The organism is Martinezella multihospitum (assembly GCF_900094585.1).
In the GTDB taxonomy this organism is placed as follows: domain Bacteria; phylum Pseudomonadota; class Alphaproteobacteria; order Rhizobiales; family Rhizobiaceae; genus Rhizobium; species Rhizobium multihospitium.
The window spans coordinates 229,441-255,925 of the sequence record NZ_FMAG01000003.1 but is presented as its reverse complement, the minus strand read 5'-3'; the positions used below and the strand labels follow the sequence as shown (position 1 = coordinate 255,925).

Genomic DNA, 26,485 nt, shown 5'->3' with positions numbered 1-26,485 from the left:
CCGGCCCGCCAATCAGGCTGCGTTGGCCTCGTCGCGAATCCGTGCCTTGATATTGTCGACCATGTTTTCGCGGATGATGGTTTCGCCATGCGCTTCGCGCATGTGCTCGACGGCGCGGCGAACCACCTCGGCGTCATCCTTGGCGCGAGTATGCCAGGCGCAACCGGGCACGAGCGTACCACATTCGAACAGTCGCATATCTTCCTCCTCATTTCTCACTAATTTCCCGTCCCTTCATGCAAGGGCATGAAGGTCTAAACGCAACGAACGAGAAAAGGTTTCTGCCATCCGGCAAGTCTCTCGCCTGCCGGCGGCGGTCTTCCGGACATCAATCCGGCATTGCCCAGGATTTGAAGCAATCCGACGATTGATATCGGGTGATAGGCATTTGTTTGGCCGAGCGATCGGCTGCGAAGCGGGCGATATCGCTCGGTGATTTGCCTGCCAATTGCATTCTCACCTGCTCCACAAAGCAGGAAAGCGGCAGATCGGACCCGCTGCGGGTCCGCATATCCTCGGCCAGTCGAATGATGAACTCCGGACTATCGACTGTGCGCGAAAGTTTCTGTTCTTTCGAAGCTTCCGTGACTTGTTTCTCTGCTGCCATTACAACCTCCTCCGATTGAAACGAGCATTAGGTCACTTAGGCACTCCTCCCGCCTATTTCAGGGCACTGTCCGATCATTTAAAGTTGAACGCTCTAAGCGCATCGCGTTTTCATATCCGCTGACTGCGCTTTGAATTCCCGGCTTTTCGCATGCCATTGTCTCAAGATGCCGCCACATGTGCGTGACATGCTTTAGGGCCAACGCACCACCGGCGGCAGGGATGATAGGATGGACTCGACATTGCCGCCTGTTTTCAGTCCGAATATTGTACCCCTATCGTAGAGCAAATTGAACTCCACATATCGTCCGCGGCGAATTAATTGCTCGTCGCGATCCTCTTCCGTCCATGTCTCGTTGAAATTGGAACGGACGATGCGCGGGTAGACCATCGCGAAGGCACGGCCGACATCGCGCGTGAAGGCGAAATCGGCATTCCAGCCGCCGGCTTCTTCGGTCGAATGCAGCCAGTCGAAGAAGATGCCGCCGATGCCGCGCGGCTCGTTGCGGTGCTTCAGGAAGAAATATTCGTCGCACCAGCTCTTGTAGCGCTGATAGTCGGCGACGGCATGGCGGTCGCAGACGATCTGCATGGCGCGGTGGAAGAGGGCGCTGTCGGGATCTTCCTGGGTGCGGCGGCGATCGAGCACCGGCGTCAGGTCGGCGCCGCCCCCGAACCAGTGGCTCGTCGTCACCACCATGCGCGTGTTCATATGCACGGTCGGCACGTTCGGATTGACGGGATGGGCAATCAGCGACAGTCCCGAGGCCCAGAAGCGTGGATCTTCCTCGGCGCCAGGGATCTGGCTGCGGAAATCGGGAGAGAATTCGCCATAGACCGTCGACGTGTGGACGCCGACCTTCTCGAAGACGCGGCCCTCCATCATCGACATGCGGCCGCCGCCGCCCTGACCCTTCTCCCTCTGCCAGTCCTTGGCGACAAAGCGGCCTGGTTCCTGGTCGGAAAGGGGGCCGGTCAGCTCGTTCTCAAGCTGTTCGAATTCCGCGCAGATCGTATCGCGCAGGCCTTCGAACCAGTGTCGTGCTGCCTCTTTCTTTTCTTCAATATCCTCGGGCAATCCCTTGGGAAGATTGGGTCGTTCCATTCATGCTCTCCGACGGTGCGAGCAGCCGGCGGCCCGCGATTCGCACTGTATGTATCGTGGTTTCGAATATCAGCAAGATTACGGCGCAGCCAGTGCAGCAACGTCGCAGGAGAATCGACTCGCAAATTTCACAATGCGGTATTATGTTCCCTCTCTCAAAGGCGAGGTTTTATCATGAGGATACCCGGACCGCCGCCCCTGGATGGGTTGAGAAACAGAATATTCCGTTACCGGCAGGAACATCCGACCGGTGGGAAGAGCGAATTCGTTCGCGAGACCTTTTGTCTCAGTCGCCCCGAAGCGCGTGAAAAGGCGCGTGAATGGTTCAACGAATTCCCCAAAGCTGCCTATTGGACCGAAGTCGAAAGCTGGCGTCAGGTCGACGGCGATCGCATCGAATTCACCATGCGGCGCTTGCCATCGGCGGACTGAACTGAACGACGTAGCTGCCTGTGTCGACGGGTTGTAGAGCTGGGGCGCGCACCTGCGTGCGCGCGGCGGTGTTGGTCTATGGCCTCAACTCAATGTGGCTTAGGTGATTGTCCATCATCAGACGGGCCGGCCGCCGGCGGCTGGACTCCGGACTTGGGTGCTTTCGAGAAAGCCTTTTTCACCATCTCGATCGTCGCGGTGTTTTCGCCTGGCGCCGTTGGTGACGGAGGCTTTGTTTCCGTGCTTGTCGGCGCGGTCGCGGTGCTAAACGCTGCAGCTTTGCGCTTTTCCACCTTCTGATCTTCGGCGATTGGCGATGCCGCCAGGATGTCCATCAGCGTGATGGTCACCGGCAGGTGGCCGCCCAAATCAGTGTTCGTATGATGCCATGCATGCGCAACGCGCCGATCGGCGTGAATGAATGCTCGGGAGTTGATTTCACCGAACCAGTCCCATTCCCCCATGACGTCGACGACATCCGTGAAAACGGGCGGCATGGCGATGCGCGTGCTGATCGTCACGATCTTTGCATGCCGCGCCAGTTCAGTGACCAGCCCTTCATCCTGCTTCCAGAGATTATGCAGTGCGGCTGACAGCACGAGGTTTCCCTTGGAGTGGCCGGTCAGTAGACGGAAGGAGAGGCGGGGGTCGGCCAGGAGCGCCTGCACGGTTCTCGTGTCGAGACTGGTGCGAGCCGCCGCCGTCTCAGCCTGTGCTCCGACCTTGGGGCGGCCGGCAAGGTCGTCCAGGCTTTCCAGAAATGGCCGCAAGCCTCGCAGGTGGCCAAAGAAGAACAATCCACCCAAGGCTTCGGTGATGACATCGGCTATGCCGTAGCCGGAGACGACGACCGCGACCGGCGCATCGATCGCATCGGCCACGTTGCGGGCGAAAGCAGCTGCTCCGAGCGCGGAACCGCCGATGCCTGCGACCGCAAGCGCCCGGGCATGGTCGCCGCCGCGCAGGACGAATTCATCGATTGTTTCGCAAAGGGTGAGTGCTCCAAGTCCGCTTGGAGGAACGAGGATGATCGCACCCTCGGCTGCCAGCGAGTCGCTGAGGTAGAAGGCTTCCTCGGGCGCGATGACCGTGACGTCGTAAAACAGCGCATCGAGCGCGAGATTGCGCTGGCGGAGGCCCTCGAGAGCGAGATTGCGGGCGGGGGAGCGCTGGAGCCGTTCGGGGAGGCTCAGGCTGCGTGCGAACTGCGTAAGGGAAAGCGTGAATGCCGTCTGGAACATGGGGTCACCTCGCCAAGGTTGCCTGAGTTAGAGCATTCCAAAGCGAAGCTTCTCACACTTTATTCGGCGTGCCAACGCCTATTCGGGTGTGACATTCAGGCTCGGTGTCGAGGGCGCCGGCCATTGTGTTTGCCGCAGCGCTTCACCTGAAATCATGGCGGCGGACATCGCGACATTGATGGAGCGCTGGCCGTCGACCATGGGGATCAGGATGCGGCCATCGGCCTTGTCGTGCACATGCTCCGGCACGCCAGCGCTTTCGCGGCCAAAGAGGAGAATATCGTCGTCGCGGTAAGCAAAATCCGTATAGCGCCGCGCCGCTTTCGTCGAGGCGAGGACCAGCCGACGACCGCTTTCCTGTCTCCATGCCTCGAAGCGCTCCCAATTGACGTGCCTCGTCAGGGTGACGGCGGCAAGATAATCCATGCCGGCGCGCTTCAGGTTACGGTCGGATATGTCGAAGCCGGCCGGCTCGATGATGTCGACGCCGAGGCCGAGGCAGGCGGCGAGCCGCAGGATCGTGCCGGTGTTGCCGGGAATGTCGGGTTGGTAAAGGGCGATGCGCAGTTTTGTCATATGCTGCAACTAGCGAAATCGCCTGGATTTGTCTCAGATTTTTCGCCAGCCCTTCATTTCTGTGATGTCTCCCATAAAGAGAATTGAAGGATTTAGCCCATTTTTCAGGCATATTTCGCTTTTCAAACAGGAAAAGTCGCGCTAAAAGACGGGCGCTCTACAACTTGCGAAAGAAGGAGGCGCAGATGGATAACTCGTTTGTAATGATGCGCCTCTGTGCCGTGAAGCCACGGATGAACTGAGAGCGCTGTAAGGCGCGTATTCGCAAGTACCCCCCTTCTTTTAAATCATCGCGCGGCCGGCATGGCCTCGTCGTTTTACCGCCCGACCACCATATAGTTCTGCGACCTTTAGGCGCAGTGGGTGGTCGAAGGGTCGAGTCTTTGGAGCATTTCAATGTTTGGCTGGTTTGAATGCCGACTGAATCCATTCCCGAGCGAGGTGCCGGATACTCCGCCGCGCGGCCTCTTCGCCTTTTGCTGGCACTATTCCAAGCCGGCTCTGCCATGGCTGATCGCCATGAGCTTCCTCACCATGTCGATCGCGATCGGCGAGGTGGCGCTGTTCCAGTTCCTCGGCGACATCGTCGACTGGCTGACACATGCGGATAAGGCGACCTTCCTGCAGACGGAATGGCACAAGCTGTTCTGGATGGGGGCGATGGTGCTGATCGGTTTGCCGGCTGCGGCAATCCTCGACAGCTTCATCATGCACCAGGTGTTGCTCGGCAACTATCCGATGATCGCGCGCTGGCAGATGCACCGCTTCCTGCTGCGCCACAGCATGACCTTTTTCGCCAACGAGTTTGCGGGCCGCGTCGCCACCAAGGTGATGCAGACCTCGCTTGCCGTGCGCGAAACGGTCATGAAGATCCTCGACGTCTTCGTCTACGTGTTCACGTACTTCCTGTCGATGATCCTCGTCATTGCGGCGGCCGACTGGCGGCTGATGATCCCGATCCTTGTCTGGCTCGGCGTCTATGTCGCGATCGTCGCCTACTTCGTGCCGGTGTTGCGCAAGATTGCCGCGCAGCAGGCCGATGCCCGCTCGATGATGACGGGCCGGGTGGTCGACAGCTACACCAACATCGCAACGGTGAAGCTGTTCTCGCATGCGGGCCGCGAGGAGACCTATGCGAAAGCGGGCATGGAGGAATTCCTCGATACCGTGCACAAGCAGATGCGCAAGGTGACGCTGTTCCACGCCTCGGTCTATTTCAACAACTGTGCGGCGCTGTTCATCGTCTCGGCATTGTCGATCTGGTTCTGGCTGAGCGGTTCGATCTCCGTCGGCTCGATTGCCATTGCCATCGGTCTTGCCATGCGCGTCAACGGCATGTCGCAGTGGGTGATGTGGGAGGTTTCGGCGCTCTTCGAAAACATTGGCACCGTCTATGATGGCATGGAGATGATGACGAAGCCGCACGATATCGTCGACAAGCCGGCAGCGTCGTCGATCGTTGCCAAGCAGGGTGCGATCCGCTTCGACCACATTCGCTTCCATTACGGCAAGGCGAAGGGTGTCATGGAGGATCTGACCCTCGATATCCGTGCGGGCGAAAAGGTAGGCCTTGTCGGCCGCTCGGGTGCCGGCAAGACGACGCTGATGAACTTGCTGCTGCGCTTCTACGATCTCGAGAGCGGCCGCATCACCATCGACGGCCACGATATCGCAGGCGTCACGCAGGACAGCCTGCGTTCGATGATCGGCGTGGTGACGCAGGATACGTCTCTGCTGCACCGCTCCATCCGAGACAACATCGCCTATGGTCGTCCAGACGCAACCGACGAGGAAATCATCCAGGCGGCCAAACGCGCCAATGCCTGGGACTTCATCGAAGGTCTGGTCGACATGCAGGGCCGGACGGGGTTGGATGCGCAGGTCGGCGAAAGAGGCGTCAAGCTCTCCGGCGGCCAGCGGCAGCGCGTTGCAATCGCCCGCGTCTTCCTGAAGGACGCGCCGATCCTGGTGCTCGACGAGGCAACCTCGGCGCTTGATTCCGAGGTGGAAGCGGCGATCCAGGAAAACCTCTTCGCGCTGATGCACGGCAAGACGGTCATCGCCATCGCGCACCGGCTGTCGACGCTCACCGAGATGGACCGCCTCGTTGTTCTCGACAAGGGCAAGATCATCGAGATGGGCACGCATCAGGAACTTGTGGCGAACGGCGGCATCTATGCCGAACTCTGGAGCCGCCAGTCCGGCGGCTTCCTCGCCGACCACGAAGAGGTCGAGGCGGCGGCGCAGTAATGGAGTGGACAACTGGGGCGCCCTGGCGCCCCAGTTGCTGTTTCTCCTCGGCGACTATTCCCCAAAGTCCTAAAACGCAGCGAAAAAGCCTGTGAGACGATGCTGCGAGCTAACGGCTCGCAAGAGCAAGCTGTACGGCGAGCACTCCGAACGCGGTCGCGAAACTTCGGCGCATCCACGACTGAACAGTCGGATTTGAGACGATATGGCGGCGCAGGTAGGCCGCGAATACGCCATAGGCTGCGAAAATGATGAAGGTGAGGGCCATGAAGACCAGGCTGAGCTTCAACATCAGCATGATCGGATCTGTCTGATCCGGCGCCACGAATTGGGGCAGGAAGGCAAAGAAAAAGATCGACAGTTTCGGATTGAGGAGGTTGATCAGGATTGCCGCGCCAATCACCTGCCGCGTGCTCTTGTCAGTGGGTGCACCGTCGATTCGCAGGACACCGCGCTCTTGAAACATAGACCAGGCCATGAAAAGCAGATAGGCGACGCCCAGCCATTTGAGGGCCTGAAATGCCACGGCGCTGGCATGTAGGAGTGCGGCAAGGCCGCTTATCGCAGCGAGCAGATGCGGGATGATACCAAGCGTGCAGCCGAACGCGGCAATGATGCTCGCCCTTACGCCACCCGACAATCCCGCCGCAAGCGTGTAGATTGCCCCAGTGCCGGGAGATGCCACGATGATGAGGGTCGTTATCAGAAACTCCACGCTCATATGATCGCCCTCACGACAGAGTGATATATGTGTGCAGCGGAATGCACGTGGCCCGTTCGTTGCGAGGCAGCTGCTGGCGAATGATGGAGGTTATTGATGCGTCGCGTCGATGTGTATGGGGAGATGGCAAGCATGGGTCTCTCTCGATGATGGCCTGAGGCAATATCGAGGCGTCGTGTTCTCCGGTCTTGAATGAAATTGCGGATCGGTCGCTATGTGGAACCCGCCGTTCAATCATCGGGCACAGGGGCGGTATTCTAACGAAAATGTAACCTTCGCTATGGCCTGCCTTTACTTTCCGGGCGCACCGAAATTCCCTATATCGCTGGCATGTTCATACGTTCCGTGTTCCGTCTGTTCGAGACGTGGATTGATCCTTACTATCGCAGCGGCGATCTTCGGCCGCCGCGGTCGCTCGGTGCCTTCATCTGGTACTATGTCGGCCAGGCCAAGGGGCCGTTCCTGGCGATGGCAGCGCTCGGCGGTGCGGTCGCCATGCTCGAGGCGGCGCTCTTCTGGTTCGTCGGGCATCTCGTCGATATTCTTGACAAGGTGAAACCGGGCGAAGGGTGGAGCGGGCTGCTTGCCGGCCATGGCGGGGCGCTGCTCGGCATGGTCTTCGTCGTGCTCGTCGTGCGCTTCGTGGTCGTCAGCCTCGGCGCATTGGTCGAGGAGCAGGTGGTTGTGCCGGGCTTTCTCAATCTCGTGCGCTGGCAGGCCTATCGGCATGTGGCGAGACAATCGGTCGAGTTCTTCCAGAACGATTTCTCCGGCCGCGTCGTCACCAAGGTCTGGTCGGCGGGGCAGGCAACCGGCGATCTCGTCGTATCGCTGCTGCAGGTCGTCTGGTTCATCATCATCTACGCCGCCTCGACCATCGCGCTGGTCGGCGGGCTGGATTGGCGGCTGGCGCTGGTGATTGCGATCTGGATCGGCGTCTTCTCCTTGCTTGCCCGCCACTTCGTGCCGCGCATTCGGCAGCATGCCCGCAACGCGGCGGAAGCATCCTCAATGCTGAACGGCCGCATGGTCGATGCCTACGCGAACATCCAGACGCTGAAGCTCTTCGGGCGGGAAGAGCAGAACGACGATTATATCCGCAGGGGCTTCGATCGTTTCCAGGCGGCCGTCATGCCGTTCACGCGGCTGCTGACCGGTGTGCGGTCGTCACTGGCGCTGCTGTCAGGGGTGATGATTACGACCATCGGCGCGCTCGCCGTGCATCTCTGGCTGATGGGGGAGATTTCGACCGGCGGTGTTGCCTTCACGCTCAGCATGGTGCTGCGGCTGAATATGCTCTTCGGCCGCATGATGTCGCAGTTCAATGCCATCATGCGCAATCTTGGCACGATCCAGAATTCGGCCGAGATGATCTCCGAGCCGATTGGCCTTGTCGACCGGCCGGAAGCCAAGGATCTGAGGGTCAGCGGGCCTGAAATCCGCTTCGACAACGTCACGTTTCACTATGGGCGCGGCGGCGGCATCATCGACAATTTCTCTCTCAGGCTGCGCGCGGGCGAGAAGGTCGGCATCGTCGGCCGCTCAGGTGCGGGCAAGACGACGCTCGTCAATCTGCTGTTGCGTTTCTACGATCTGGAGGGGGGCCGCATCCTGATCGACGGTCAGGATATCGCCGCCGTCAGGCAGGAGTCGCTGCGTGGCGCGATCGGCATGGTGACGCAGGATACCGCGCTCCTCAATCGCTCCATCCGCGACAACATTCTCTTTGGCCGGCCCGATGCCAGCGACGAGCAGATGGTGGAGGCGGCCCGCCGGGCGGAGGCGGATCGCTTCATTACCGTTCTCGAGGATCAGAAAGGGCGCACCGCCTATGCCGCCCATGTGGGCGAGCGCGGCGTCAAGCTTTCAGGCGGCCAGCGCCAACGCATTGCGATCGCGCGCGTCATGCTGAAGGACGCGCCCATTCTCGTGCTCGACGAGGCAACGTCTGCGCTGGATTCAGAGGCAGAGGCCGTGCTGCAGTCCAATCTGGATGGGCTGATGAAGGGCAAGACCGTTCTTGCAATCGCGCATCGGCTGTCGACTATCGCCAAGCTCGACCGGCTTGTTGTCATCGACAAGGGCGAGATCATCGAAGAGGGCACGCATGATGAGCTGATCGCTCGCGGCGGCCTCTATTCCGAGCTCTGGGCGCGCCAGTCCGGCGGTTTCATTGCTGCCGAGGCACGCTGAACTCCGTCATCAAGCCGAAATGGTTAGAGCCCATCGCGTCGCGGATCTGCTTTACGGATATCAGGCGCAGCGGCGCGCGGGCAAAGACGTGATCGATGGTGATGCCATAGGCTCCTGCCGCGATCGGCCAGGTGGCGGGCTCCAGAAAGGCATGGCGAAGGCCGGTTGCCGCCAGGAAATCGCGCATGTCGGGCGTGATGACCGAGGCGTTGAAATCTCCTGCGAGAATCAACGGCCCTTTCACGTCATTAAGGGCCGAAGCGAGGAGGCCAAGCTCGATCTGGTGGAACGCATCGAAATAAGGCTTGCTCAGATGAACAGAGGCGAAATTCACGGGCTGGCCGTCCATGTCGATGGTGGCGAGAATGAAGCGATTGTCCCAGAGGCTGCCGAGGCTGCGCATCAGTTGGGTCTGGAACGGTCTCTTCGACAACAACAGGGAATCGCAATCGGTGGTCATCACGCCGCAGCCGATGCGGTTGGGATAGACTTTCAAGATGCGGTCCATCTCGGAAAAGATCGGTCCTGCCTCGAAGATTTCGACGACGTCGGCCTTCGAGGCGATGATCAGATCGGCGATGCGAGGGCCGTTTTCGAAATTGCTGTCCTCGATGTTGAAGGAGAGCAACCTGAAATGGCCGCCGCTTGCCTCCGCCGAGGCAACAAGGGAAGACGTGGTGTATTCCTGCAGCATGAGGACGGAGTGAACGAGCAGGATTATCCCGACCACGGTCAGAAAGAGCGCATACCAGTGGCGCTTGAAGGCGAATGCGATCAAGGCAAGCAGGATCGCGAACAGGCTTATATGGGTCTGCAGACTTTCGAAAAAGGCCAACAGCCAGGTATCGGCGACATAGCGCGCCGCAAGGATGCCCAGCGCCAGTGTGGCGAGAACGCATAGAACGCAATAAATCGTGTGTCTCATGAGAGGTTCTCGTGCTTCATTTTCGCTGTTTCGAATGCGCATGACAACGCATGCAATCCTCCATAAAACGCGGGGGAAATCCATTTGGATTTAAGAGGTAAAACCTAAGTCTCGCGCGGTGCCGAAGGTGCTGATGCTATGCTATTTTCTGCAATGCAGCATTGAAATTGCTGACTATTTTGCCTTGCAATATAAGAAGATGCTATAGAAATCCCATGATTTTTCATGGGCTTAACTTTTCGTGCCGGCGCGAGAAGAGTTTAGGCTACGGCCTTGCGACGCAATGGCGCAGTTTTGCCGCGACATTGTGCCCTTACCCCTTGCCAAGACTGGACATAATTTGCGATCAAGCTTAGAACGCAGCGGGTTACGGAGGAATCTATGGCGGAATTATGGTCGCGTTGATTCGCCGTTAGTGAGAGGGGTACCGCGGTTTTACCGTGGTTTGCGGGAAGAGGATGTGCAGCGTTGAGCGAGCATAGTACGACAAGTGAATCCACAGGCGAGCCTACGCGCCGCGATTTCCTTTATTTGACGACAGGTATGGCCGGTGCCGTTGGTGCGGTTGCGGTCGCATGGCCGTTTATCGATCAGATGCGCCCGGATGCATCGACGCTCGCTCTTGCTTCCATCGAAGTCGACGTGTCGAGCCTTGAGCCTGGCATGTCGCTGACAGTGAAGTGGCGCGGCAAGCCCGTCTTCATCCGTAACCGCACACAAAAAGAAATCGACGATGCCAAGGGCACCCAGCTCTCGGACCTGAAGGATCCGGTCGCCCGCAACGCCAATCTTCCGGCCGATGCTCAGGCAACCGATCTTGCCCGCTCCGCTGGCGACGGCAAGGAAAACTGGCTTGTCATGATCGGTGTGTGCACCCATCTCGGCTGCATCCCGCTCGGCCAGGCAGGGGAATATGGCGGGTGGTTCTGTCCCTGCCATGGCTCGGTCTACGATACCGCGGGCCGCATACGCCATGGGCCTGCACCGATGAATCTTGCGATTCCGCAATATGCGTTCACGTCGGAAAAGAAGATCAAGGTCGGTTGAGGGGGAGCTGAATCATGAGTGGTCATTCGTCTTACGAGCCATCTACAGGGCTCGAAAAATGGGTAGACGCGCGGCTTCCGCTGCCGCGTATGGTCTATGATAGTTTCATTGCCTACCCGGTTCCGCGCAACCTGAACTATGCCTACACGTTCGGCGCCATGCTGGCGGTCATGCTGGTTCTGCAGATCCTGACCGGCGTCGTGCTGGCCATGCACTATGCGGCCAATACGGCGATCGCCTTCAATTCGGTCGAAAAGATCGTCCGCGACGTCAACCACGGCTGGCTGCTGCGCTACATGCATGCCAACGGCGCGTCGTTCTTCTTCGTAGCCGTCTATCTGCACATCGCCCGCGGCCTCTACTACGGCTCCTACAAGGCGCCGCGCGAAATTCTCTGGATTCTCGGCGTAATCATCTACCTCTTGATGATGGCAACCGCCTTCATGGGCTACGTTCTGCCCTGGGGCCAGATGTCCTTCTGGGGCGCGACCGTCATCACCGGTTTCTTCTCGGCCTTCCCATGGGTCGGCGACTGGATCCAGACCTTCCTGCTCGGCGGTTTCGCCGTCGATGATCCGACGCTCAACCGCTTCTTCTCGCTGCACTATCTGCTGCCGTTCATGATCGCGGGTGTCGTCATCCTGCATATCTGGGCGCTGCATGTGACCGGCCAGACGAACCCCACCGGCGTCGAAGTGAAGCTGAAGACCGATACCGTTCCCTTCACGCCCTATGCGACGCTGAAGGATGCGCTTGGCGTCTCCATCTTCCTGCTGGTCTTCGCCTATTTCGTCTTCTACCTGCCGAACTTCCTCGGTCATGCCGATAACTACATTCCGGCCAACCCACTGAAGACGCCGGCCCATATCGTTCCGGAATGGTACTTCCTGCCGTTCTACGCGATGCTGCGCTCGATCACCTTCAACATCGGCCCGATCGACTCCAAGCTCGGCGGCGTTCTGACGATGTTCGGCGCGATCATCGTGCTGTTCTTCCTGCCCTGGCTCGATACGTCGAAGATCCGCTCGGCCGTCTATCGTCCCTGGTACAAGCTGTTCTTCTGGCTGTTCATCGCCGACGCCATCCTGCTCGGCTGGCTGGGCTCGCAGCCTGCGGAAGGTATCTACACGACGGCTGCGCAGTTCGCGACGCTCTTCTACTTCCTCTTCTTCCTCGTCATCATGCCGGTGCTCGGCATTGTCGAGACACCGAGGCGCATTCCAAATTCGATTACGGAAGCGGTTCTTGAGAAACAGGGCGGTAAAGTTGCCGCTCCGGTTCAAGCATAACCGGCGATAGAGGAAGAAAACGATGAAAAAACTTGTTGTCGGCCTTCTATCCCTGACGCTCATCGCCGGTTTCTCGACCGCCGCCGTGATCGCTGCGGAAACGAAGCCTGCCGCTGAAGCAGAGACGCCGCATTATCCGCTGAAGGAGCCGCGCGAGCAGCATTGGACCTTCTCTGGCCCGTTCGGCTATTATGACAAGGCGCAGCTGCAGCGTGGTCTCAAGGTCTATACGGAAGTCTGTTCCGCCTGCCATTCGATGAAGCTCGTGGCTTATCGCACGCTGGAAGACCTCGGTTATACGGAAGCACAGGTGAAGGCCTTTGCTGCCAATTACGAAGTGCAGGACGGCCCGAACCCGCAGGGTGAGATGTTCACCCGCAAGGCGCTTCCGTCGGATCATTTCAACTCGCCGTTCCCGAACGACGAAGCTGCCGCTGCTTCCAACAACGGCGCAGTACCGCCCGACATGTCGCTGCTTGCCAAGGCACGCGAAATCGAACGCGGCTTCCCGCAGTTCATCTTCGATATCTTCACGCAGTATCAGGAAGGCGGGCCCGATTACATCTACTCGCTGCTGACAGGCTATGAGGACGCGCCGGCAGGCTTCACCGTACCGCAGAGCTCGCACTACAATCCGTATTTCGATGCGGCTGCGACCTTTGCGATGCCGAAGCCGCTTTCGGATGGCCAGGTCACTTACGACGACGGCTCGCCACAGACGGTGGACCAATATGCGCGAGATGTCTCCGCATTCCTGATGTGGACGTCGGAACCGCATCTGGAAGACCGCAAGCACCTAGGCTTCATGGTCATGGTATTCCTGCTGATCTTCTCTATCCTGATCTATCTCACCAAGCGCTCAGTCTATGCAAAGGCTGGCGCTCACTGAGCATCGCGATAATGATTGAGAAAAAGGCGGCCCGTCTTGGCCGCCTTTTTTGTTGGTATAGCGCCCCGGTATTGATAGGGTGCAGCCGGCCCCATCACAGCCTGAGAGACTATATTTGATGAACACTATTGCTTCGGAGCTTGCCGCCAGCATCCGCTCCATTCCGGATTACCCCAAGCCCGGCATTATCTTTCGCGACATCACGACGATGCTTGGCGATGCCAAGGCATTCCGCCGTGCCGTCGATGCGCTGGTGCAGCCTTATGCTGGCACGAAGATCGACAAGGTCGCCGGAATGGAAGCGCGGGGCTTCATTCTCGGAGGGGCGGTGGCGCATCAGCTGTCGTCCGGCTTCGTGCCAATCCGTAAGAAGGGCAAGCTTCCGCACGATATCGTCCGCATCGCCTACAGCCTGGAATATGGCGTCGACGAGATGGAGATGCATCGCGATGCGGTCAATCCGGGCGAGAGGGTCATCCTCGTCGACGACCTGATCGCGACGGGCGGCACCGCCGTCGGCGCGACCAAGCTCCTGCGTCAGATCGGCGCGGAAGTCGTTGCAGCCTGCTTTGTCATCGATCTGCCTGATCTTGGCGGGCGCAGGAAGCTGGAAGAGCTTGACGTGCCGGTTCACACGCTGGTGGAATTTTCCGGTCACTGACCGTGTTCAGAAGATTGGCGGGGTTGCTACAAGCTACCCCGCCGCTTGCTATTCAAAGGCAAGCACGGTGCTTTCGAAGCGCAAGGCCGGCAAGCCGTCCTGGTTTACCCCGTCACAAGCGAGTGTGTAGAGCGTCCAGCCGGGGCGCGAGGCGAGCGCGCGGCTGCCGAGGATCGTTACGCCATAGCTGATGGTATCGCCCGCAAAGACCGGCCGCAGCCATTGCAGCTTCGTGAAGCCGGGCGAGGGGCCGAGAACGGGCGGCGTCTTGCCCTCGGTGGTCAGTCTTGCCGTTTCGGATTTCCAGTAATCGACGAAGCTGCGCATCCACATGGAGCAGCTATGCCATCCCGAGGCACAGAGGCCGCCAAACAAGGAGTGCTTGGCCGCCTCCGCATCCATATGGAAGATCTGCGGGTCGAAGCGCGAGGCAAAATGGACGATGCCCTCAGGCGTGAAGGTATGGCTGCCGATGTCGATGCGTTCGCCGACAGCGTAGAGGTCGCTCATCTTCATGCCGAAACCTCCGTGCCAGCGCGCATGCGGATCATTGTTGCATTCTGACCAAGGCAGACGAGTTCACCACGCTGGTTCTCAACTTCGTGGCGGAACGTGACGATGCCGATGCCCGGACGCGAGCGCATGGGACGCGCCTCGACGACGATCGATCGGCCCGAAAGGGTATCGCCCGCCAGAACCGGCTTCTTCCATTCCATAAAATCGATGCCGGGGGCACCTTGCGCATCGGCGGCAAGAAGATAGGAGTCGCACATCATGCGCATGAACATCGATGAGGTGTGCCAGCCGGAAGCAGCAAGGCCGCCGAGAATGCTGGCGCGGCCGGCTTCCTCATCCAGATGCATCGGTTGCGGGTCGAACTCCCTGGCGAATTCTATAATCTCCGCCGCCGTCACATGTTTTGGGCCGAGCGGAAATTCTCGTCCCGGCTGGAAGTCTTCATAGACGAATTTCGTCATGTCTTTTGTCGTCCTCCACATTCGACCCATGGGCAATCGCATGGCCCGCGGTGGTGGCGCAAGCATTTTCATGGCCAATATAAGGGAGGGACGACGATGACTGTCTATTGGCCGTCGACAGCCCTTGATTGTATGCCGGCGATGTGTTGAGGCTTGGTCGTGGCAAGATGGTATGAGAGCTAGAATGAGCGAACTCAAAGTCGCACTGGAAGAGGCAGCAGGCGCGGGGATCATTTCTTCCAGTCAGGCCGAACGATTGCTGCCCTATCTGGCGGGCAAGAACATCGGTGCCTTGCCGACCGGGCAGGGTCTCTCGGCGCCGCGTTTTTCCGATGATCCTAATCCGCTGGAAGATACAGAAGCGCCGCGCTTCGTGCGAGGCTTTCATGATGTGCTCATCACCATCGGCGTCGTCGTGCTGCTCATCGGGCTATGGGGGCTGGCGAACCGTTATGCGCCCTTGCTGGCAATCGTCGTGCTCGCCGAGATCCTGGTGCGCCGCCAGCGGCTGGCGCTTCCGGCTGTGGTCTTGACCGTCGCGCTCGCCGTCTGGGTCTTCTATACGATGGTGAGCTATGTCGGCTCCACACCGGCGCTGAGCAATAATTTTACGATCGGCGCAATCGTCTTGGTGGCGCCATTCCCACTGTCGCTGGCCTTGTTCTACTGGCGCTACCGCGTTCCGCTATCGCTGGCCTTGTTCCTGTTTTCGCTGTTCGGCCTGTTTCTCGCCGCGGTCTTCTATATCGCCGGCACCGTGACGGGGTCTTCGAATGTGCCGGCGGACTACCCCATCCAGACGATGATGATCTTGCTGGTGACCGCGCTTGGCAGCTTTGCATTGGCAATGCGCTACGATCTCAGCGATTCCGCCAGGGTCACGCGCCGGTCCGACGTGGCGTTCTGGCTGCATCTCGCAACGGCGCCGGCCTTGCTTTACTCGACGATCCTCTTGGCCCTGCGCCTCGAGCTCGCCAGCAGCGGCACCGTCTTCACCAATCTCACCGATGCCCTCTTCGGCGGCTATCTGCAGGCCGTGACTGTGCTGGCGGCGGTTCTGGTGATGATGCTGATCGGTCTGATCATCGATCGGCGCGCTTTCGTGACCGCCGGCCTCGTATCACTGGGCTTGGCGACCGCCGCCATTCTCCGGCACAACAATGCCGGCCTCGACAAGGTCGGTTTCCTGGTGCTGATGATTGTGGGGCTGGTCGTGCTTGTGATCGGTATTGGCTGGGCCGATCTGCGCCGCCTCATCGTGCGGCGCCTGCCTGCCGGCATGCAGGCGAGATTGCCGGCACTCAGATAGGCGCCGGCAAGATAAAGGCGATCAGGTGTTGAAGCGGAAGTGGATGACGTCGCCGTCCTGGACGACATATTCCTTGCCTTCGTCGCGCGCCTTGCCGGCTTCCTTCGCACCCACTTCGCCGTTGTAGGCGATGTAATCGTCATAGGCGATGGTGTTGGCGCGGATGAAGCCGCGCTCGAAATCCGAGTGGATGACGCCGGCGGCCTGTGGCGCCTTCGTGCCGGTTTCGATCGTCCAGGCGCGCGTTTCCTTCGGGCCTACCGTGAAGTAAGTGATGAGGTGCAGGAGCTTGTAGCCGGCGCGGATGAGGCGGTCGAGGCCAGCTTCGTCGAGGCCGAGCGCGGAGAGGAATTCCGTCGCCTCTTCATCGGGCAGCTGCGCCACTTCCGCCTCGATGGCGGCGGAGATGATGACGACTTCCGAATTCTGCTCCTTGGCCATGGCGGCAACGGCTGCGGTGTGCTCGTTGCCGGTCACGGCATCGCCCTCGGCGACGTTGCAGACGTAAAGCACCGGGTGCGAGGTCAGAAGGTTCAGGCCCTTGAGGATGCGGGTCTCTTCGGCATCCAGCTTCGATAGCAGCGTGCGGACCGGCTTGCCGTCCTGAAGCAGCTTCAGCGAGGCTTCCATGATCGGCAGCATCGCCATGGATTCCTTGTCCTTGCTGGTGGCGCGCTTGCGCGTCTGCTCCGTGCGGCGCTCGAGGCTTTCGAGATCGGCGAGCATCAGCTCGGTCTCGATCGTCTCGGCATCGGCCACCGGATTGATGCGGCCTTCGACGTGGGTGATGTCGCTGTCTTCGAAGCAGCGGAGCACATGCACGATGGCATCGACTTCGCGGATGTTGGCGAGGAACTGGTTGCCGAGGCCTTCACCCTTCGACGCGCCGCGCACGAGGCCGGCAATATCGACGAAGGATATGCGCGTCGGGATCAGCTCCTTCGACTTGGCGACGTCGGCAAGCTTGCGCATCCGCGGATCGGGAACCGCCACTTCACCCGTGTTCGGCTCGATCGTGCAGAACGGATAGTTCGCCGCCTGCGCCGCCGCCGTCTTGGTCAGCGCGTTGAATAGAGTGGACTTGCCGACATTCGGCAGCCCGACGATACCGCATTTGAAACCCATGGCACCTTGTCCATATCTTGAAAATCTTTGCAGTGCCTATGGGGGAAGGGCCGTTGCGGGTCAAGTCTTGGCCAAGCAAAGAGCCACTTTTCTGCAAAAACGGGTTTGCCGGTGAAGATTAGTGGCGTTCTCTCCCCAACATGCCCGTCCTTGAAGGATGTGGTGCGCTGCACTATAATTACGCTATTAGCCCAAAGCTCCTTTCCCCTGTCGTCAACGGTGATGCCGATGAGTGACAATGATGTTGTCCTGAAACCAAAGACTAAAACCAAGCCGAAGGTCGAGAGGCCGAAGCTTTACAAGATCATTCTCGTGAATGACGATTATACGCCGCGGGAATTCGTGATCATGGTGCTGAAGGCCGTCTTCCGCATGAGCGAGGAAACCGGCTATCGCGTCATGATGACGGCGCATAAGCTCGGCACTTGCGTCGTCATGGTCTGTGCGCGCGATATTGCTGAGACGAAGGCGCAGGAGGCGGTCGATCTTGCCAAGAGTGCCGGCTTCCCGCTGATGTTCACCACAGAGCCGGAAGAATAGGTACGGCTGCTGCCCGTTAGGTAGCCGAGGAACGGCGGATCTGGAAGCCGGTCTTGTCCTGCGTAAAGCCGCAATTGGCATAGAAACGGAGCGTTGCCGGATTTTTCGAGCCGGTCAGCAGCATGACCTTGTAGCAATTCCTCTTCCAGGCACTTGCGAATGCCTTGCGGATGACCGCGCCGGCAAGGCCGCGCCGACGGTAGTCGGCGTGGGTCACCACATTCTCGATCAACGCATAGGGCGCGCCGCCTCGCGAGAGATTCGGAATGACTATCAGTGTCACGGAGGAGACGGCTTTTTCGTCGTCAAAGGCGGCGAAGATCGTCATGCCAGGATGGGCCAGGATTTCCGCAAGGCGGTTCTCCGCCAGGTTTAGCTCCAGTATCGGATCTTCCGCATTCAGGTGTCGGTAAAGTGCAAGCAGCGTCGGCAGGTCCGTCATCGTGACCGGGCGGATGACGATATCTGCCGCGCTTTCCGGTGCTATCGCCGACATCTTAATTGTCCTTCTTGCCGAACATCCGCTTCAGCATTTCTGCCATGGGACCAGTTTCCGGGATCTTCGGCTGGTTATGATTGCGCGCCTGATGAATGTGAGACTTGGCTGGCGCCTTCTTTTCCGGCTTCGGCGCATCGTCTTCCGCCTTGCCGCCCAGGGCGAGCGCGATCTTGTTCATCAACTGCGAATCCTCGCCGCGCACTAGCATGTCGGCATTATCGGCAAGTGCGTCGAACAGCGGCTCCAGCCAGTCCCTGTCCACCTTGGCGAAATCGCCGAGAACGTGATTGTGCACGAGCTCCTTGGCGCCGGGATGACCGATCCCGAGGCGCAGGCGGCGATAGTCCTTGCCGCAATGGGCGTCGATCGACTTGATGCCGTTATGGCCGCCATGGCCGCCGCCGGTCTTCAGTCGTGCCTTGCCTGCCGGCAGGTCGAGTTCGTCGTAGATGACGACGAGGTCGGATGGCTGCAGCTTGTAGAAGCGCATGGCTTCACCCACGGCTTCGCCCGAGAGGTTCATGAAGGTCTGCGGCTTGATGAGCAGCACCTTTCGCCCGCCGAGCTCACCTTCGGCAATCTCCGCCTTGAATTTCTTCGACCACGGCGAGAAGTTGTGGCGACGGTAGATCGCGTCCACGGCCATGAAGCCGATATTGTGGCGGTTGCCTTGATATTTGGCGCCGGGATTGCCGAGGCCTGCGATGAGAAGCATGCGCTTCACCCCTTGGAAAATGCCGATGCCTTTCACCACAGCGATTTGACAGCAAAGTCAAGGCGGGATGCGGTCAGTCGCCGAGATGCAGGCCGTACTTCAGGAAAATCTGCTTTTGCGTTCCGTCGGCAATCAACGCATTCAGGGCCAACTGCATCTTGTTCAGGAGGTCGCCGGGGAAATCCTTGTGGCAGGCGATCCCCATGGGCTGTTGCGAGAGAAGGGTCACCTTCTCCACGGCATTGCCTTCTTTCTTCAGCTTGTCGAAATAGAATTCCGAGATCGGCATCAGGTCGATGCGGTCGCTCATCAGCTTCTTGAGCGCGGCCTTGAAATCGCTACCGACGTCGATGCGCGGGAAGTTGTTTCGACGCAGGATCGCTTCCGTATAGTCCTCTCGCCAGGTTCCGACGAGATATTTCCTGGCTTCGGTGATGTTGCCGGCGCTAACGCTGGAGCCGCTATGCTTGATTAAAACGTTACGGTCGATCAGCAGCGGCTGCACCCATTTGAAGAGCTTGTCGCGTTCTTCGTTGTGAGCTGCGACGAATACGCAGGTCATGGGTTCCATCAGTGCCTGGTTGTAGGCTCGCGCCCAGGGCATGATGTCGATCGTATAGTCGACGCCGATATCGGTCATCACCTTCCGCACCTGTTCGGTGGTCGCTCCGACAACGGTCTTACCCTCGCGATAGTTGAAGGGCGGATATTCCTCGGTGGTGAAATGGATTGTTTCGGCGTGGGCGGAGGAGAAAAGCGTGAGCGAAAACAGGCCGGTAGCAATCATGAGCAGCGGTTTTCGCATGCAGTTCCTCATCGCTATGACGCTTGCGCTACGGGAGAAGGGTGATGTTGCTGCGAGCCGACCAGTGTCTTCACCAGATTGTCTGGATGCAACGGCCGATAGAATAGATAGCCCTGGCCATAGTCGATGCCCATGGTGCGCAGGGTTGCGCATTCCTCTTCGGTCTCCACGCCCTCAGCGATCACCGTGCAATTCATCTTGTGCGACAGCGTGGTGATGCTTTCGACCAGCATGCGGCTCTTGGCGCTGACATCGGAGGCGGTGTCGTTGATGGCGCGGATGAAGGACTGGTCGATCTTGATAATGTCGACCGGGAAGCGATTGATATAGCTCAGTGACGAATAACCTGTGCCGAAATCGTCGAGTGCGATGCGGCAGCCGTAGCGGCAGATTTCGTTGATCACCATGCGCGTCTCCGGATTATCATCCATGAGCACGGCTTCGGTGATTTCGACGACGATGCGCCGGGCGGCAATTTCGTGGCGCGACAGCAGGGCCGCAATGCGCAGCGGCAATTCCTGCTCGAACTGCAGCGGCGAGAAGTTGATAGCGAGATAGGTATCCTGCATGCCCTCGATCCGCGAGAGGCGAGCAAAATCGGCGATAGCCTTCTCCATGATACGGTTGCCGATGCGAATGATGGAACCCGTCTCCTCCGCGACCTCGATGATACGGCCAGGGGGCAGGATGCCTTTCTGAGGGTGATGCAGACGCATCAGCGCCTCGAAACCGGCGATCGAGCGGTCGTCTATATTCACGACGGGCTGCAGATAGGCCTCGAACCAGTCTTCGTTGAGGCCGGCTTCGATATGGTTCTCCAGCTCGGCGCGACGGCGGGAATCGTCCAGCATGCCGTTGTCGAAAATCTGTGCGCCGTTCTTGCCATCGCGCTTCTTGGCATACATGGCGATATCGGATTTCAGCAGCAGTTCGGCCGCATTGGCGGCCTGACGCGGGTAGATCGCAATGCCGATGCTGGCGCTGAGGCGCGCATCGCCGATGAAGGGGGCTTCGAAGACCTCGGCGATAAGGGCCGCCATGTCGATCGCTCTTGCTTCCGCATTCTCGGCCAGCAGCAGCATGGCAAATTCGTCACCGCCGAGGCGCGCGGCGATATCGCCCGGCTTCAAGCATTTCTGCAGGCGCGATACCAATTCGCGCAGTGCCGTATCGCCGGCGGCGTGACCCATATTGTCGTTGATCCATTTGAAGCGATCGAGATCGATGAAGAGGCAGGCGAGCTCGCGCCTGCGCAGATCGGCTTCATTGATCTTTGCGTCCAGCGCGCTCTCGAAGCCCTGGCGGTTGAGAAGGCCGGTCAGGTGGTCGGTAATCGCCTGCCGCAGATTACGGTCTTCCGACTGCTTGAGTTCGGTGACATCGGTCATGACGGATAGTGACAGACCGTCCTGGATCGCGGTTGTTTCGAGAATCAGGACATCCATGACCCGCCCATCCTGGCAAAGGAATTTCACCGTGACGGCGAGGCGGGCTGCACTGTCGGGGTTGCCGCGTTTGCGCTCAATATATTGCACGCGTGAATCCGGCAGGATCAGGCTTGCAAACTCGCGGCCGATCACGTCGGCGCGATCGTAGCCTGTTGCGGCGAGCCAATAGTCGCTAACGGCGGCGATGCAATCATTCTTGTCGAGCGAGAAAAGCATGGCGGGCGTCAGATTATAGGTGTCCGTCGCCCGGCGATGGGCCAGCTTCAGTTCGTTTTCTTCGCGTTGCAGCTTGCTCTGCATATCGTTGAAGCTGCTGGCAAGCCGGCCCATTTCGTCGTTTGACTGCCAGTCGACGTGATGACGCGAGCCGAGCCGCCGTGTGGCCTCGATGGCATGCGTCAGCCGCATCAGCGGTTGGATGACGAAAATGCGGTTGCCGATCAGCGCCGCGCCGAAGACCGTCAACACGGCGAAGATGAAGATGGAGATGAAGACGATCTCTTCGCTCTTCAGGCCGTCGAACAGGCCGAGCTGAGGATAATAGACCGTGATAGTGCCAAGCCGCTTCGCACCATCGACGCCGTTGTAGATGATCGGCCGGTCAACCGACTCCAGATTGCCCTTGTACGATTTCGGGATGGTCGATTGCGTGACGTCGAGCTGACCGGAAAGATCGCGGACGTTGACACGGACGATCGCGCCTTCGGCGACGGTGGTCGCGCTGATCTGGGTGACGCTGTCTTCGTCAAGGTCCCATAGCGGCTTTGCGAGGGCCTGGGCATTGGCGACGAGGAGAACGGTTATGTGATCCTTGATTTCCTTCTCGGCGCGTTCCGACGACAGAAAAAGGAAAAGGACGAAGAGCGGCGCTACGAAAACCAGCAGCGCACCGCAAACGATCGCGAAAAACCTGTTTTCGACCGAATGGCTCATAGTTCCGTTAGCTCCCCGGTTATAGACCAGCGGATTTTGGGGGCTCCGCTTTCTACAACTCTTTCGCGCAGATTTTCATGAATCCGTTAAATGTTGCTGAAACTGTGGGGTTAATGGAAATCAACGATAGTATAGATCCAAGACGTTCTTATTTTTACTTTCTCTAATATTTATTTTCGGACATGAAAAAACCCGCCATCCCAAAAGGGAGGCGGGTCTCAAATGCCTCAGGTTGAAGATGCCAATCAGGCGCTGGCTTCTTCGCCGCCTTCTGCTTCGTCTTCAGCAAGGCCGGCTGCCGGAGCAACGATCGTTGCGATCGTGAAGTCGCGGTCGGCGATGACCGGGGTCACGTTCTTCGGCAGCTTGACGGCCGAGATGTGGATGCTGTCGCCGCTCTTCAGACCGGAGAGGTCAACGGCGAAGAATTCCGGGATCGCATCGGCCGGGCAATGAACTTCGACTTCGTGACGAACGATGTTCAGCACGCCGCCGGCCTTGAGGCCCGGAGACTTCTCGTGGTTTTCGAAGTGAACCGGGATTTCGACGGTGACCGCCGTGTTGCCGGAAACGCGCAGGAAGTCGACGTGAACCGTGAAGTCACGGACCGGATCGAGCTGGTAGTCCTTCGGCAGAACCTTGATCTTCTTGCCGTCGACGTCGATCGTTGCGATCGTCGTGAGGAAGCCGCCGGCGTGAATGCGCTTCGTCACCTCATTGGTGTTGAGAGCGATGGAAATGGGGGCCTGCTTGTCACCATAGATGACAGCGGGGATCAGACCATTGCGGCGAAGTTCACGGGCGGACCCCTTACCAACCCGTTCGCGCGCCTCGGCCTTGAGCTCGTAGCTTTCGTGGCTCATAGCTATTCCTTTCGAGGTTATTTGGAGAGTTCAGTCGGTCGGTCATGCGCCGTATCGATTGAACTGGAGGAGGGCGTGCCCTGCCTCATCCGCGTTGCCTCCAAGGGTGTCTACGCGGACGCGTGGCGTATAATACAAAGCGGCCGAAGGTGCAAGCATCCCCGGAATGCGAAGCCTTGTGGTGACATTGCAACTGCCGCGAACAAGCCTGAGGTGCCATGTCTATCAACGCCTTGACATATACCCTCGGCCCCATCAACAGTCGAATCCAATCGATTGGCGTCAGAAGGAGAGGTCGGGCATGCGTTCCAGAGCAATCGCCGCCGCGGTTTTTTCCATGGGTCTTGCTGGCGCATCACAGGCTGCCGACGTCAATGAGCAAGGCGCCAAGGAACTCCGCAACGTCCTGACCCATTCGCTTTCGCAGGATCTTGCCCGCAGCGATTTCGTGACCGTCAAGCCGGCCGGCGATCAATATGAGATTACCTACGATCTCGCGAAATTCTTCGACAAGATCAATTCGAGCGCCTTTTCGGTCTCGGGCTTCAAGCCGCTTTCGCTTTTTGCGCAGCCGGTCGAACAGGGACGGTGGCATCTGACCGGCGACAATAGCCTCGATGTCGCCCTGCATTCGCCGACCTCGGACATTGCTTATTCCATCGCCTCCAGCTCTTTCGACGGCATTTTCGATCCTGGCATCGAAATGATGCGGTCTATGGGTATCAAGAGTAGTGGCGTGAGATTTTCGAGCGCCGGCAGCGGCCCGAAAAGCGGGCGCAAGATCGATGCGACCATCGACAGCGCCTCGTTTGCTCATACAGTCACCGACAGCAGTGAGGCGGGCAAGGTCGATCTGCAAATGCAGGGCACGCTGCAGCGTTTGAATGAGCAAATTACCGTAAGGCCGAATGGTTTGCCGATAACCCTGAGCGCCGATAGCGTCGCCACCAGCGTCACGGCCACCAGCCTGCCGGCGCAGGATTTGCGCGCGCTCATTCGTTTCTTCGTTCAACACGTCAAGGCCAAGCAGCTATCGCAAAGCGGCAGCGAGAAGTTCGAGCAGCTGGTACATCAAGCCCTGCCGGTTTTCGGTTCGCTCGGCAAGACCGTGACCGTGAACAATGCGCTGATCGCGACGGAGAAGGGCAAGGTCGGCGTCAAGCGCATCGACTACAGTTTCAAGATGGACGGTCTGACCAAGGCGTCCAACGTCAATCTGGAGCTTAGGGCCGAGCAGTTCACGCCCGATGCCGATCTCGTGCCGGCCGCCTTTACGCCCTTCCTGCCCGCGGCGCTGGATATTCAGCTCGGCGTGCCCAATATCAACTTTGCCGGCCTCATCGATGCCGGGCTCGATTCGATTGCAACACGGGCGACGCCGGTTTCCGGCGAGGCGCTGAAGCGCACGATGTTCCCGAGCGGCTATGGAACACTGGAGTTCCCGAAGATCAGCGCAAAATCTGACGTCTACGACGTCGAAGTTTCCGGTGCGCTGAAGGGCTCGACCAAGCCGCATTCCGGCATTTCGCTGCAAGCGACGATCCTGGCGCGCGACTTCGACAAGACGGTCGCAGCGCTTCAGGAGGCCGCCAAGGCTCAGCCCCGTTTGAACAGCGTTTCCTTCAGCCTGCTGGCTGCCAAGGGTTTTGCCAAGACCGACCCGGATGGCCGTCTGCGCTGGGACGTCACGATGGATGAAGACCGGACGGTGACGGTCAACGGACAGGTGATGAAGAAGCCTTGAGGTTCGAGGGCAAGCCCATGTATCAGGGCGATGATAAAGTTCCACGCGAAGGGCCGGTCGGTTCTTTCCAGATTTCCACGTTTCTTTTCCATCATATTTGGGGGTGAATTATGCGTTTCAAAGCGGTTGCCACGGCGGCTGTTCTCGCTGCCGGCGTGGCCGGCGTTGTGCAGGCGGCCGACGTCAGCGAGCAAGGTGCCAAGGATCTCTACGGCAATCTGACCTATTTCCTGCCTGACGATATCGCGAAGAGCGGTGCGATTTCGGTCAAGCCGGTCAGCACGCACTATGAAGTCACTTATGACGTGCAGAAGCTTCTCGACAAGCTGAACGTGAGCGATTTCGCCATCAGCGGCCTCAAGCCATTGATGATGTTGGCGACGCCGCTCGATAGCGGTCTCTGGAATATCGAAGGCAACAATGCCTTCGATGTGACGGTCCGTTCGAAGCCCGGCAGCAGTCCCGACGGTGAATTTCGCTATGCCTTGGCGTCATCGACCTTCCAGGGCGTCTTCGATCCGGCACTTCATTATCTGCGCTCCATGGATATGAAGGGCACCGGTTTCACCTTTACGACGAAGACCACCGACGAAGATAAAAGCGTCCAGAAGAATGACGCTACGGCCGACAGCATCGTCTATACTCTGTCATCGGCTGACAGCGGTGAGCCGGGCAGGCTCGATCTCAAGATGAACGGCAGCCTGCAATCGCTCTACGACAAGATCTCGGCCGACGACGCGACGCTCGGAGAAATCAAGATCGCGGCGATCGATTTCAACATGGGGGCGACGAAACTGCCGCTGAAGGCGGTCAACTCCCTGCTGCAGTTCGTTTCCGAGCACAAGGATCAGAAAACGCTCTCCGATGCCGATAGCAAAGCGGTCAAGGCTTTGCTGATGGATGCCATGCCAATCGTCGGTTCCTTCGAGGAGTCCGTCGCCATCAAGGACATTGCGGTCACGACACCATTCGGCAATGGTGGCCTGCAGAAGATGGGCTATTTCTTCAAGGTAGCCGGGCCAGCCAATGCCATGAATGCCGATTTTGGACTGAACGCCGAAAAGCTTGCCTTGGAAACGGGCCTGGTCCCCGAAGACTATATCGCCTTCATTCCAGATACGGCCGATATCCAGGTGCAGGTACCGAACCTGAACTTCTCCGCTCTGGCTGAGATTTTCCAGCAGGCCGACTTCAAGAACCCGGAGAGCGATAAAGCCCTAGACGAGAAGCTGCAGAAGGCCATGTTCCCCGATGGGACTATGACCATCAACTTCCCGAAGATCAGCGCCGTCTCGGGTCTCTATGATGTCGAGGCTTCCGGCAGCATGCGAGGCTGGCTGACCGAAAAAGACCGCGTCGCCATGAAGATGACGGTTCTTGCCCGTGATCTCGACAAGACGATCGCTGCCATCCAGGAAGCTGCAAAGACGAAGGCCGATCTTTCTCAGCTCTCCTTCGGTCTCATGATGGCCAAGGGCTTTGCCAAGACGGATGCCGATGGACGTTCGCGTTGGGATATCGATCTTTCCGACGACGGTCACGTGACGGTCAACGGGCAGGTCATGAAGTAAGCCACTCCGAAATCAGAATGC

Annotated in this window: 26 protein-coding genes; 11 read left to right on the top strand and 15 right to left on the bottom strand. The window is 59.0% G+C overall.

Annotated features, from left to right (window positions below; translation table 11 throughout):
* Positions 1–12: 12 nt before the first annotated feature.
* The 3 genes from GA0061103_RS12845 to hemF all read right to left on the bottom strand — a co-directional run bounded on the left by GA0061103_RS12845 (position 13) and on the right by hemF (position 1,711).
* Positions 13–198 carry a DUF1059 domain-containing protein gene (locus tag GA0061103_RS12845; RefSeq protein WP_075851104.1) on the bottom strand — a complete coding sequence of 62 codons (186 nt, stop codon included), beginning with the start codon at positions 196–198 and terminating at the stop codon, positions 13–15.
* Positions 199–328: 130 nt separating this feature from the next.
* Positions 329–607 (bottom strand): hypothetical protein, encoded by a 279-nt coding sequence (locus GA0061103_RS12840; RefSeq protein WP_092711698.1) that lies wholly within the window; start codon positions 605–607, stop codon positions 329–331.
* 192 nt (positions 608–799) lie between these two features.
* Entirely contained in the window at positions 800–1,711 is a 912-nt protein-coding gene (gene hemF, locus GA0061103_RS12835) for an oxygen-dependent coproporphyrinogen oxidase (RefSeq protein ID WP_092711696.1), read from the bottom strand.
* A 174-nt stretch (positions 1,712–1,885) separates the two neighbouring features.
* Here hemF and GA0061103_RS12830 point away from each other — a divergent pair, with 174 nt between their 5' ends.
* Positions 1,886–2,143, top strand: a complete 258-nt coding sequence (locus tag GA0061103_RS12830; protein WP_092711694.1) for a hypothetical protein — start codon at positions 1,886–1,888, stop codon at positions 2,141–2,143.
* A gap of 89 nt (positions 2,144–2,232) precedes the next feature.
* On the opposite strand, the gene GA0061103_RS12825 is transcribed toward GA0061103_RS12830, so the two are convergent.
* Together GA0061103_RS12825 and GA0061103_RS12820 are read right to left on the bottom strand one after the other, a co-directional pair.
* Positions 2,233–3,384, bottom strand: a complete 1,152-nt coding sequence (locus GA0061103_RS12825; RefSeq protein ID WP_092711692.1) for a hypothetical protein — start codon at positions 3,382–3,384, stop codon at positions 2,233–2,235.
* A gap of 78 nt (positions 3,385–3,462) precedes the next feature.
* Entirely contained in the window at positions 3,463–3,960 is a 498-nt protein-coding gene (locus GA0061103_RS12820) for a tRNA (cytidine(34)-2'-O)-methyltransferase (RefSeq protein WP_092711690.1), read from the bottom strand.
* Between the two features lie 396 nt (positions 3,961–4,356).
* Here GA0061103_RS12820 and GA0061103_RS12815 point away from each other — a divergent pair, with 396 nt between their 5' ends.
* On the top strand, positions 4,357–6,210 hold the full coding sequence (locus tag GA0061103_RS12815; protein ID WP_092711688.1) for an ABC transporter ATP-binding protein: 1,854 nt from the start codon (positions 4,357–4,359) through the stop codon (positions 6,208–6,210).
* Positions 6,211–6,319: 109 nt separating this feature from the next.
* Here GA0061103_RS12815 and GA0061103_RS12810 read toward each other — a convergent pair whose 3' ends face one another.
* Positions 6,320–6,931 (bottom strand): LysE family translocator, encoded by a 612-nt coding sequence (locus tag GA0061103_RS12810; protein WP_092711687.1) that lies wholly within the window; start codon positions 6,929–6,931, stop codon positions 6,320–6,322.
* A gap of 330 nt (positions 6,932–7,261) precedes the next feature.
* On the opposite strand from GA0061103_RS12810, the gene GA0061103_RS12805 reads away from it, so the two are divergent.
* On the top strand, positions 7,262–9,124 hold the full coding sequence (locus GA0061103_RS12805; RefSeq protein ID WP_092711685.1) for an ABC transporter ATP-binding protein: 1,863 nt from the start codon (positions 7,262–7,264) through the stop codon (positions 9,122–9,124).
* Here the strand turns inward: GA0061103_RS12805 and GA0061103_RS12800 are convergent.
* A complete protein-coding gene (locus GA0061103_RS12800) occupies positions 9,102–10,049 on the bottom strand; it encodes an endonuclease/exonuclease/phosphatase family protein (protein WP_092711683.1) in 948 nt (315 codons plus the stop codon). The genes GA0061103_RS12805 and GA0061103_RS12800 overlap by 23 nt on opposite strands.
* Positions 10,050–10,517: 468 nt before the next feature.
* On the opposite strand from GA0061103_RS12800, the gene petA reads away from it, so the two are divergent.
* From petA to GA0061103_RS12780, 4 genes are all read left to right on the top strand, one after another.
* Complete coding sequence (gene petA, locus GA0061103_RS12795; RefSeq protein WP_092711681.1) at positions 10,518–11,096, top strand: ubiquinol-cytochrome c reductase iron-sulfur subunit; 579 nt, start codon at positions 10,518–10,520, stop codon at positions 11,094–11,096.
* A gap of 14 nt (positions 11,097–11,110) precedes the next feature.
* A complete protein-coding gene (locus GA0061103_RS12790) occupies positions 11,111–12,385 on the top strand; it encodes a cytochrome b (RefSeq protein WP_075851093.1) in 1,275 nt (424 codons plus the stop codon).
* 22 nt (positions 12,386–12,407) lie between these two features.
* Positions 12,408–13,274 (top strand): cytochrome c1, encoded by an 867-nt coding sequence (locus tag GA0061103_RS12785; RefSeq protein WP_092711680.1) that lies wholly within the window; start codon positions 12,408–12,410, stop codon positions 13,272–13,274.
* A 118-nt stretch (positions 13,275–13,392) separates the two neighbouring features.
* A complete protein-coding gene (locus tag GA0061103_RS12780; RefSeq protein WP_092711678.1) occupies positions 13,393–13,935 on the top strand; it encodes an adenine phosphoribosyltransferase in 543 nt (180 codons plus the stop codon).
* A 48-nt stretch (positions 13,936–13,983) separates the two neighbouring features.
* On the opposite strand, the gene GA0061103_RS12775 is transcribed toward GA0061103_RS12780, so the two are convergent.
* On the bottom strand, positions 13,984–14,451 hold the full coding sequence (locus tag GA0061103_RS12775) for a MaoC family dehydratase (RefSeq protein WP_092711676.1): 468 nt from the start codon (positions 14,449–14,451) through the stop codon (positions 13,984–13,986).
* The gene (locus GA0061103_RS12770; RefSeq protein ID WP_092711674.1) at positions 14,448–14,912 is read right to left on the bottom strand and encodes a MaoC family dehydratase; all 465 of its coding nucleotides are present in this window, start codon (positions 14,910–14,912) and stop codon (positions 14,448–14,450) included. Before GA0061103_RS12770 ends, GA0061103_RS12775 begins: the two co-directional genes overlap by 4 nt.
* Positions 14,913–15,096: 184 nt before the next feature.
* Here GA0061103_RS12770 and GA0061103_RS12765 point away from each other — a divergent pair, with 184 nt between their 5' ends.
* Positions 15,097–16,221, top strand: coding sequence for a hypothetical protein (locus GA0061103_RS12765; RefSeq protein WP_092711672.1), 1,125 nt, complete (start codon positions 15,097–15,099; stop codon positions 16,219–16,221).
* A gap of 21 nt (positions 16,222–16,242) precedes the next feature.
* Here the strand turns inward: GA0061103_RS12765 and ychF are convergent, their stop codons facing one another.
* Positions 16,243–17,346 (bottom strand): redox-regulated ATPase YchF, encoded by a 1,104-nt coding sequence (ychF, locus tag GA0061103_RS12760; RefSeq protein ID WP_092711670.1) that lies wholly within the window; start codon positions 17,344–17,346, stop codon positions 16,243–16,245.
* 228 nt (positions 17,347–17,574) lie between these two features.
* On the opposite strand from ychF, the gene clpS reads away from it, so the two are divergent.
* Positions 17,575–17,886, top strand: coding sequence for an ATP-dependent Clp protease adapter ClpS (clpS, locus tag GA0061103_RS12755; RefSeq protein WP_069612856.1), 312 nt, complete (start codon positions 17,575–17,577; stop codon positions 17,884–17,886).
* A gap of 16 nt (positions 17,887–17,902) precedes the next feature.
* On the opposite strand, the gene GA0061103_RS12750 is transcribed toward clpS, so the two are convergent.
* The 5 genes from GA0061103_RS12750 to GA0061103_RS12730 form a co-directional block, all read right to left on the bottom strand.
* Positions 17,903–18,382, bottom strand: coding sequence for a GNAT family N-acetyltransferase (locus tag GA0061103_RS12750; RefSeq protein ID WP_092711668.1), 480 nt, complete (start codon positions 18,380–18,382; stop codon positions 17,903–17,905).
* 1 nt (position 18,383) lies between these two features.
* On the bottom strand, positions 18,384–19,100 hold the full coding sequence (gene pth, locus GA0061103_RS12745) for an aminoacyl-tRNA hydrolase (RefSeq protein WP_092712777.1): 717 nt from the start codon (positions 19,098–19,100) through the stop codon (positions 18,384–18,386).
* A gap of 73 nt (positions 19,101–19,173) precedes the next feature.
* On the bottom strand, positions 19,174–19,905 hold the full coding sequence (locus GA0061103_RS12740) for a substrate-binding periplasmic protein (RefSeq protein WP_092711666.1): 732 nt from the start codon (positions 19,903–19,905) through the stop codon (positions 19,174–19,176).
* Positions 19,906–19,919: 14 nt separating this feature from the next.
* Complete coding sequence (locus tag GA0061103_RS12735) at positions 19,920–22,286, bottom strand: EAL domain-containing protein (RefSeq protein WP_092711664.1); 2,367 nt, start codon at positions 22,284–22,286, stop codon at positions 19,920–19,922.
* Between the two features lie 245 nt (positions 22,287–22,531).
* Positions 22,532–23,149: a 50S ribosomal protein L25/general stress protein Ctc gene (locus GA0061103_RS12730; protein ID WP_092711662.1), complete on the bottom strand. Its 618-nt coding sequence runs from the start codon at positions 23,147–23,149 to the stop codon at positions 22,532–22,534.
* 301 nt (positions 23,150–23,450) lie between these two features.
* Between GA0061103_RS12730 and GA0061103_RS12725 the strand changes: the two genes are divergently transcribed.
* Both GA0061103_RS12725 and GA0061103_RS12720 read left to right on the top strand, forming a co-directional pair.
* The gene (locus GA0061103_RS12725) at positions 23,451–24,893 is read left to right on the top strand and encodes a hypothetical protein (RefSeq protein ID WP_092711660.1); all 1,443 of its coding nucleotides are present in this window, start codon (positions 23,451–23,453) and stop codon (positions 24,891–24,893) included.
* Between the two features lie 110 nt (positions 24,894–25,003).
* On the top strand, positions 25,004–26,464 hold the full coding sequence (locus GA0061103_RS12720) for a hypothetical protein (RefSeq protein ID WP_092711658.1): 1,461 nt from the start codon (positions 25,004–25,006) through the stop codon (positions 26,462–26,464).
* Positions 26,465–26,485 lie beyond the last annotated feature (21 nt).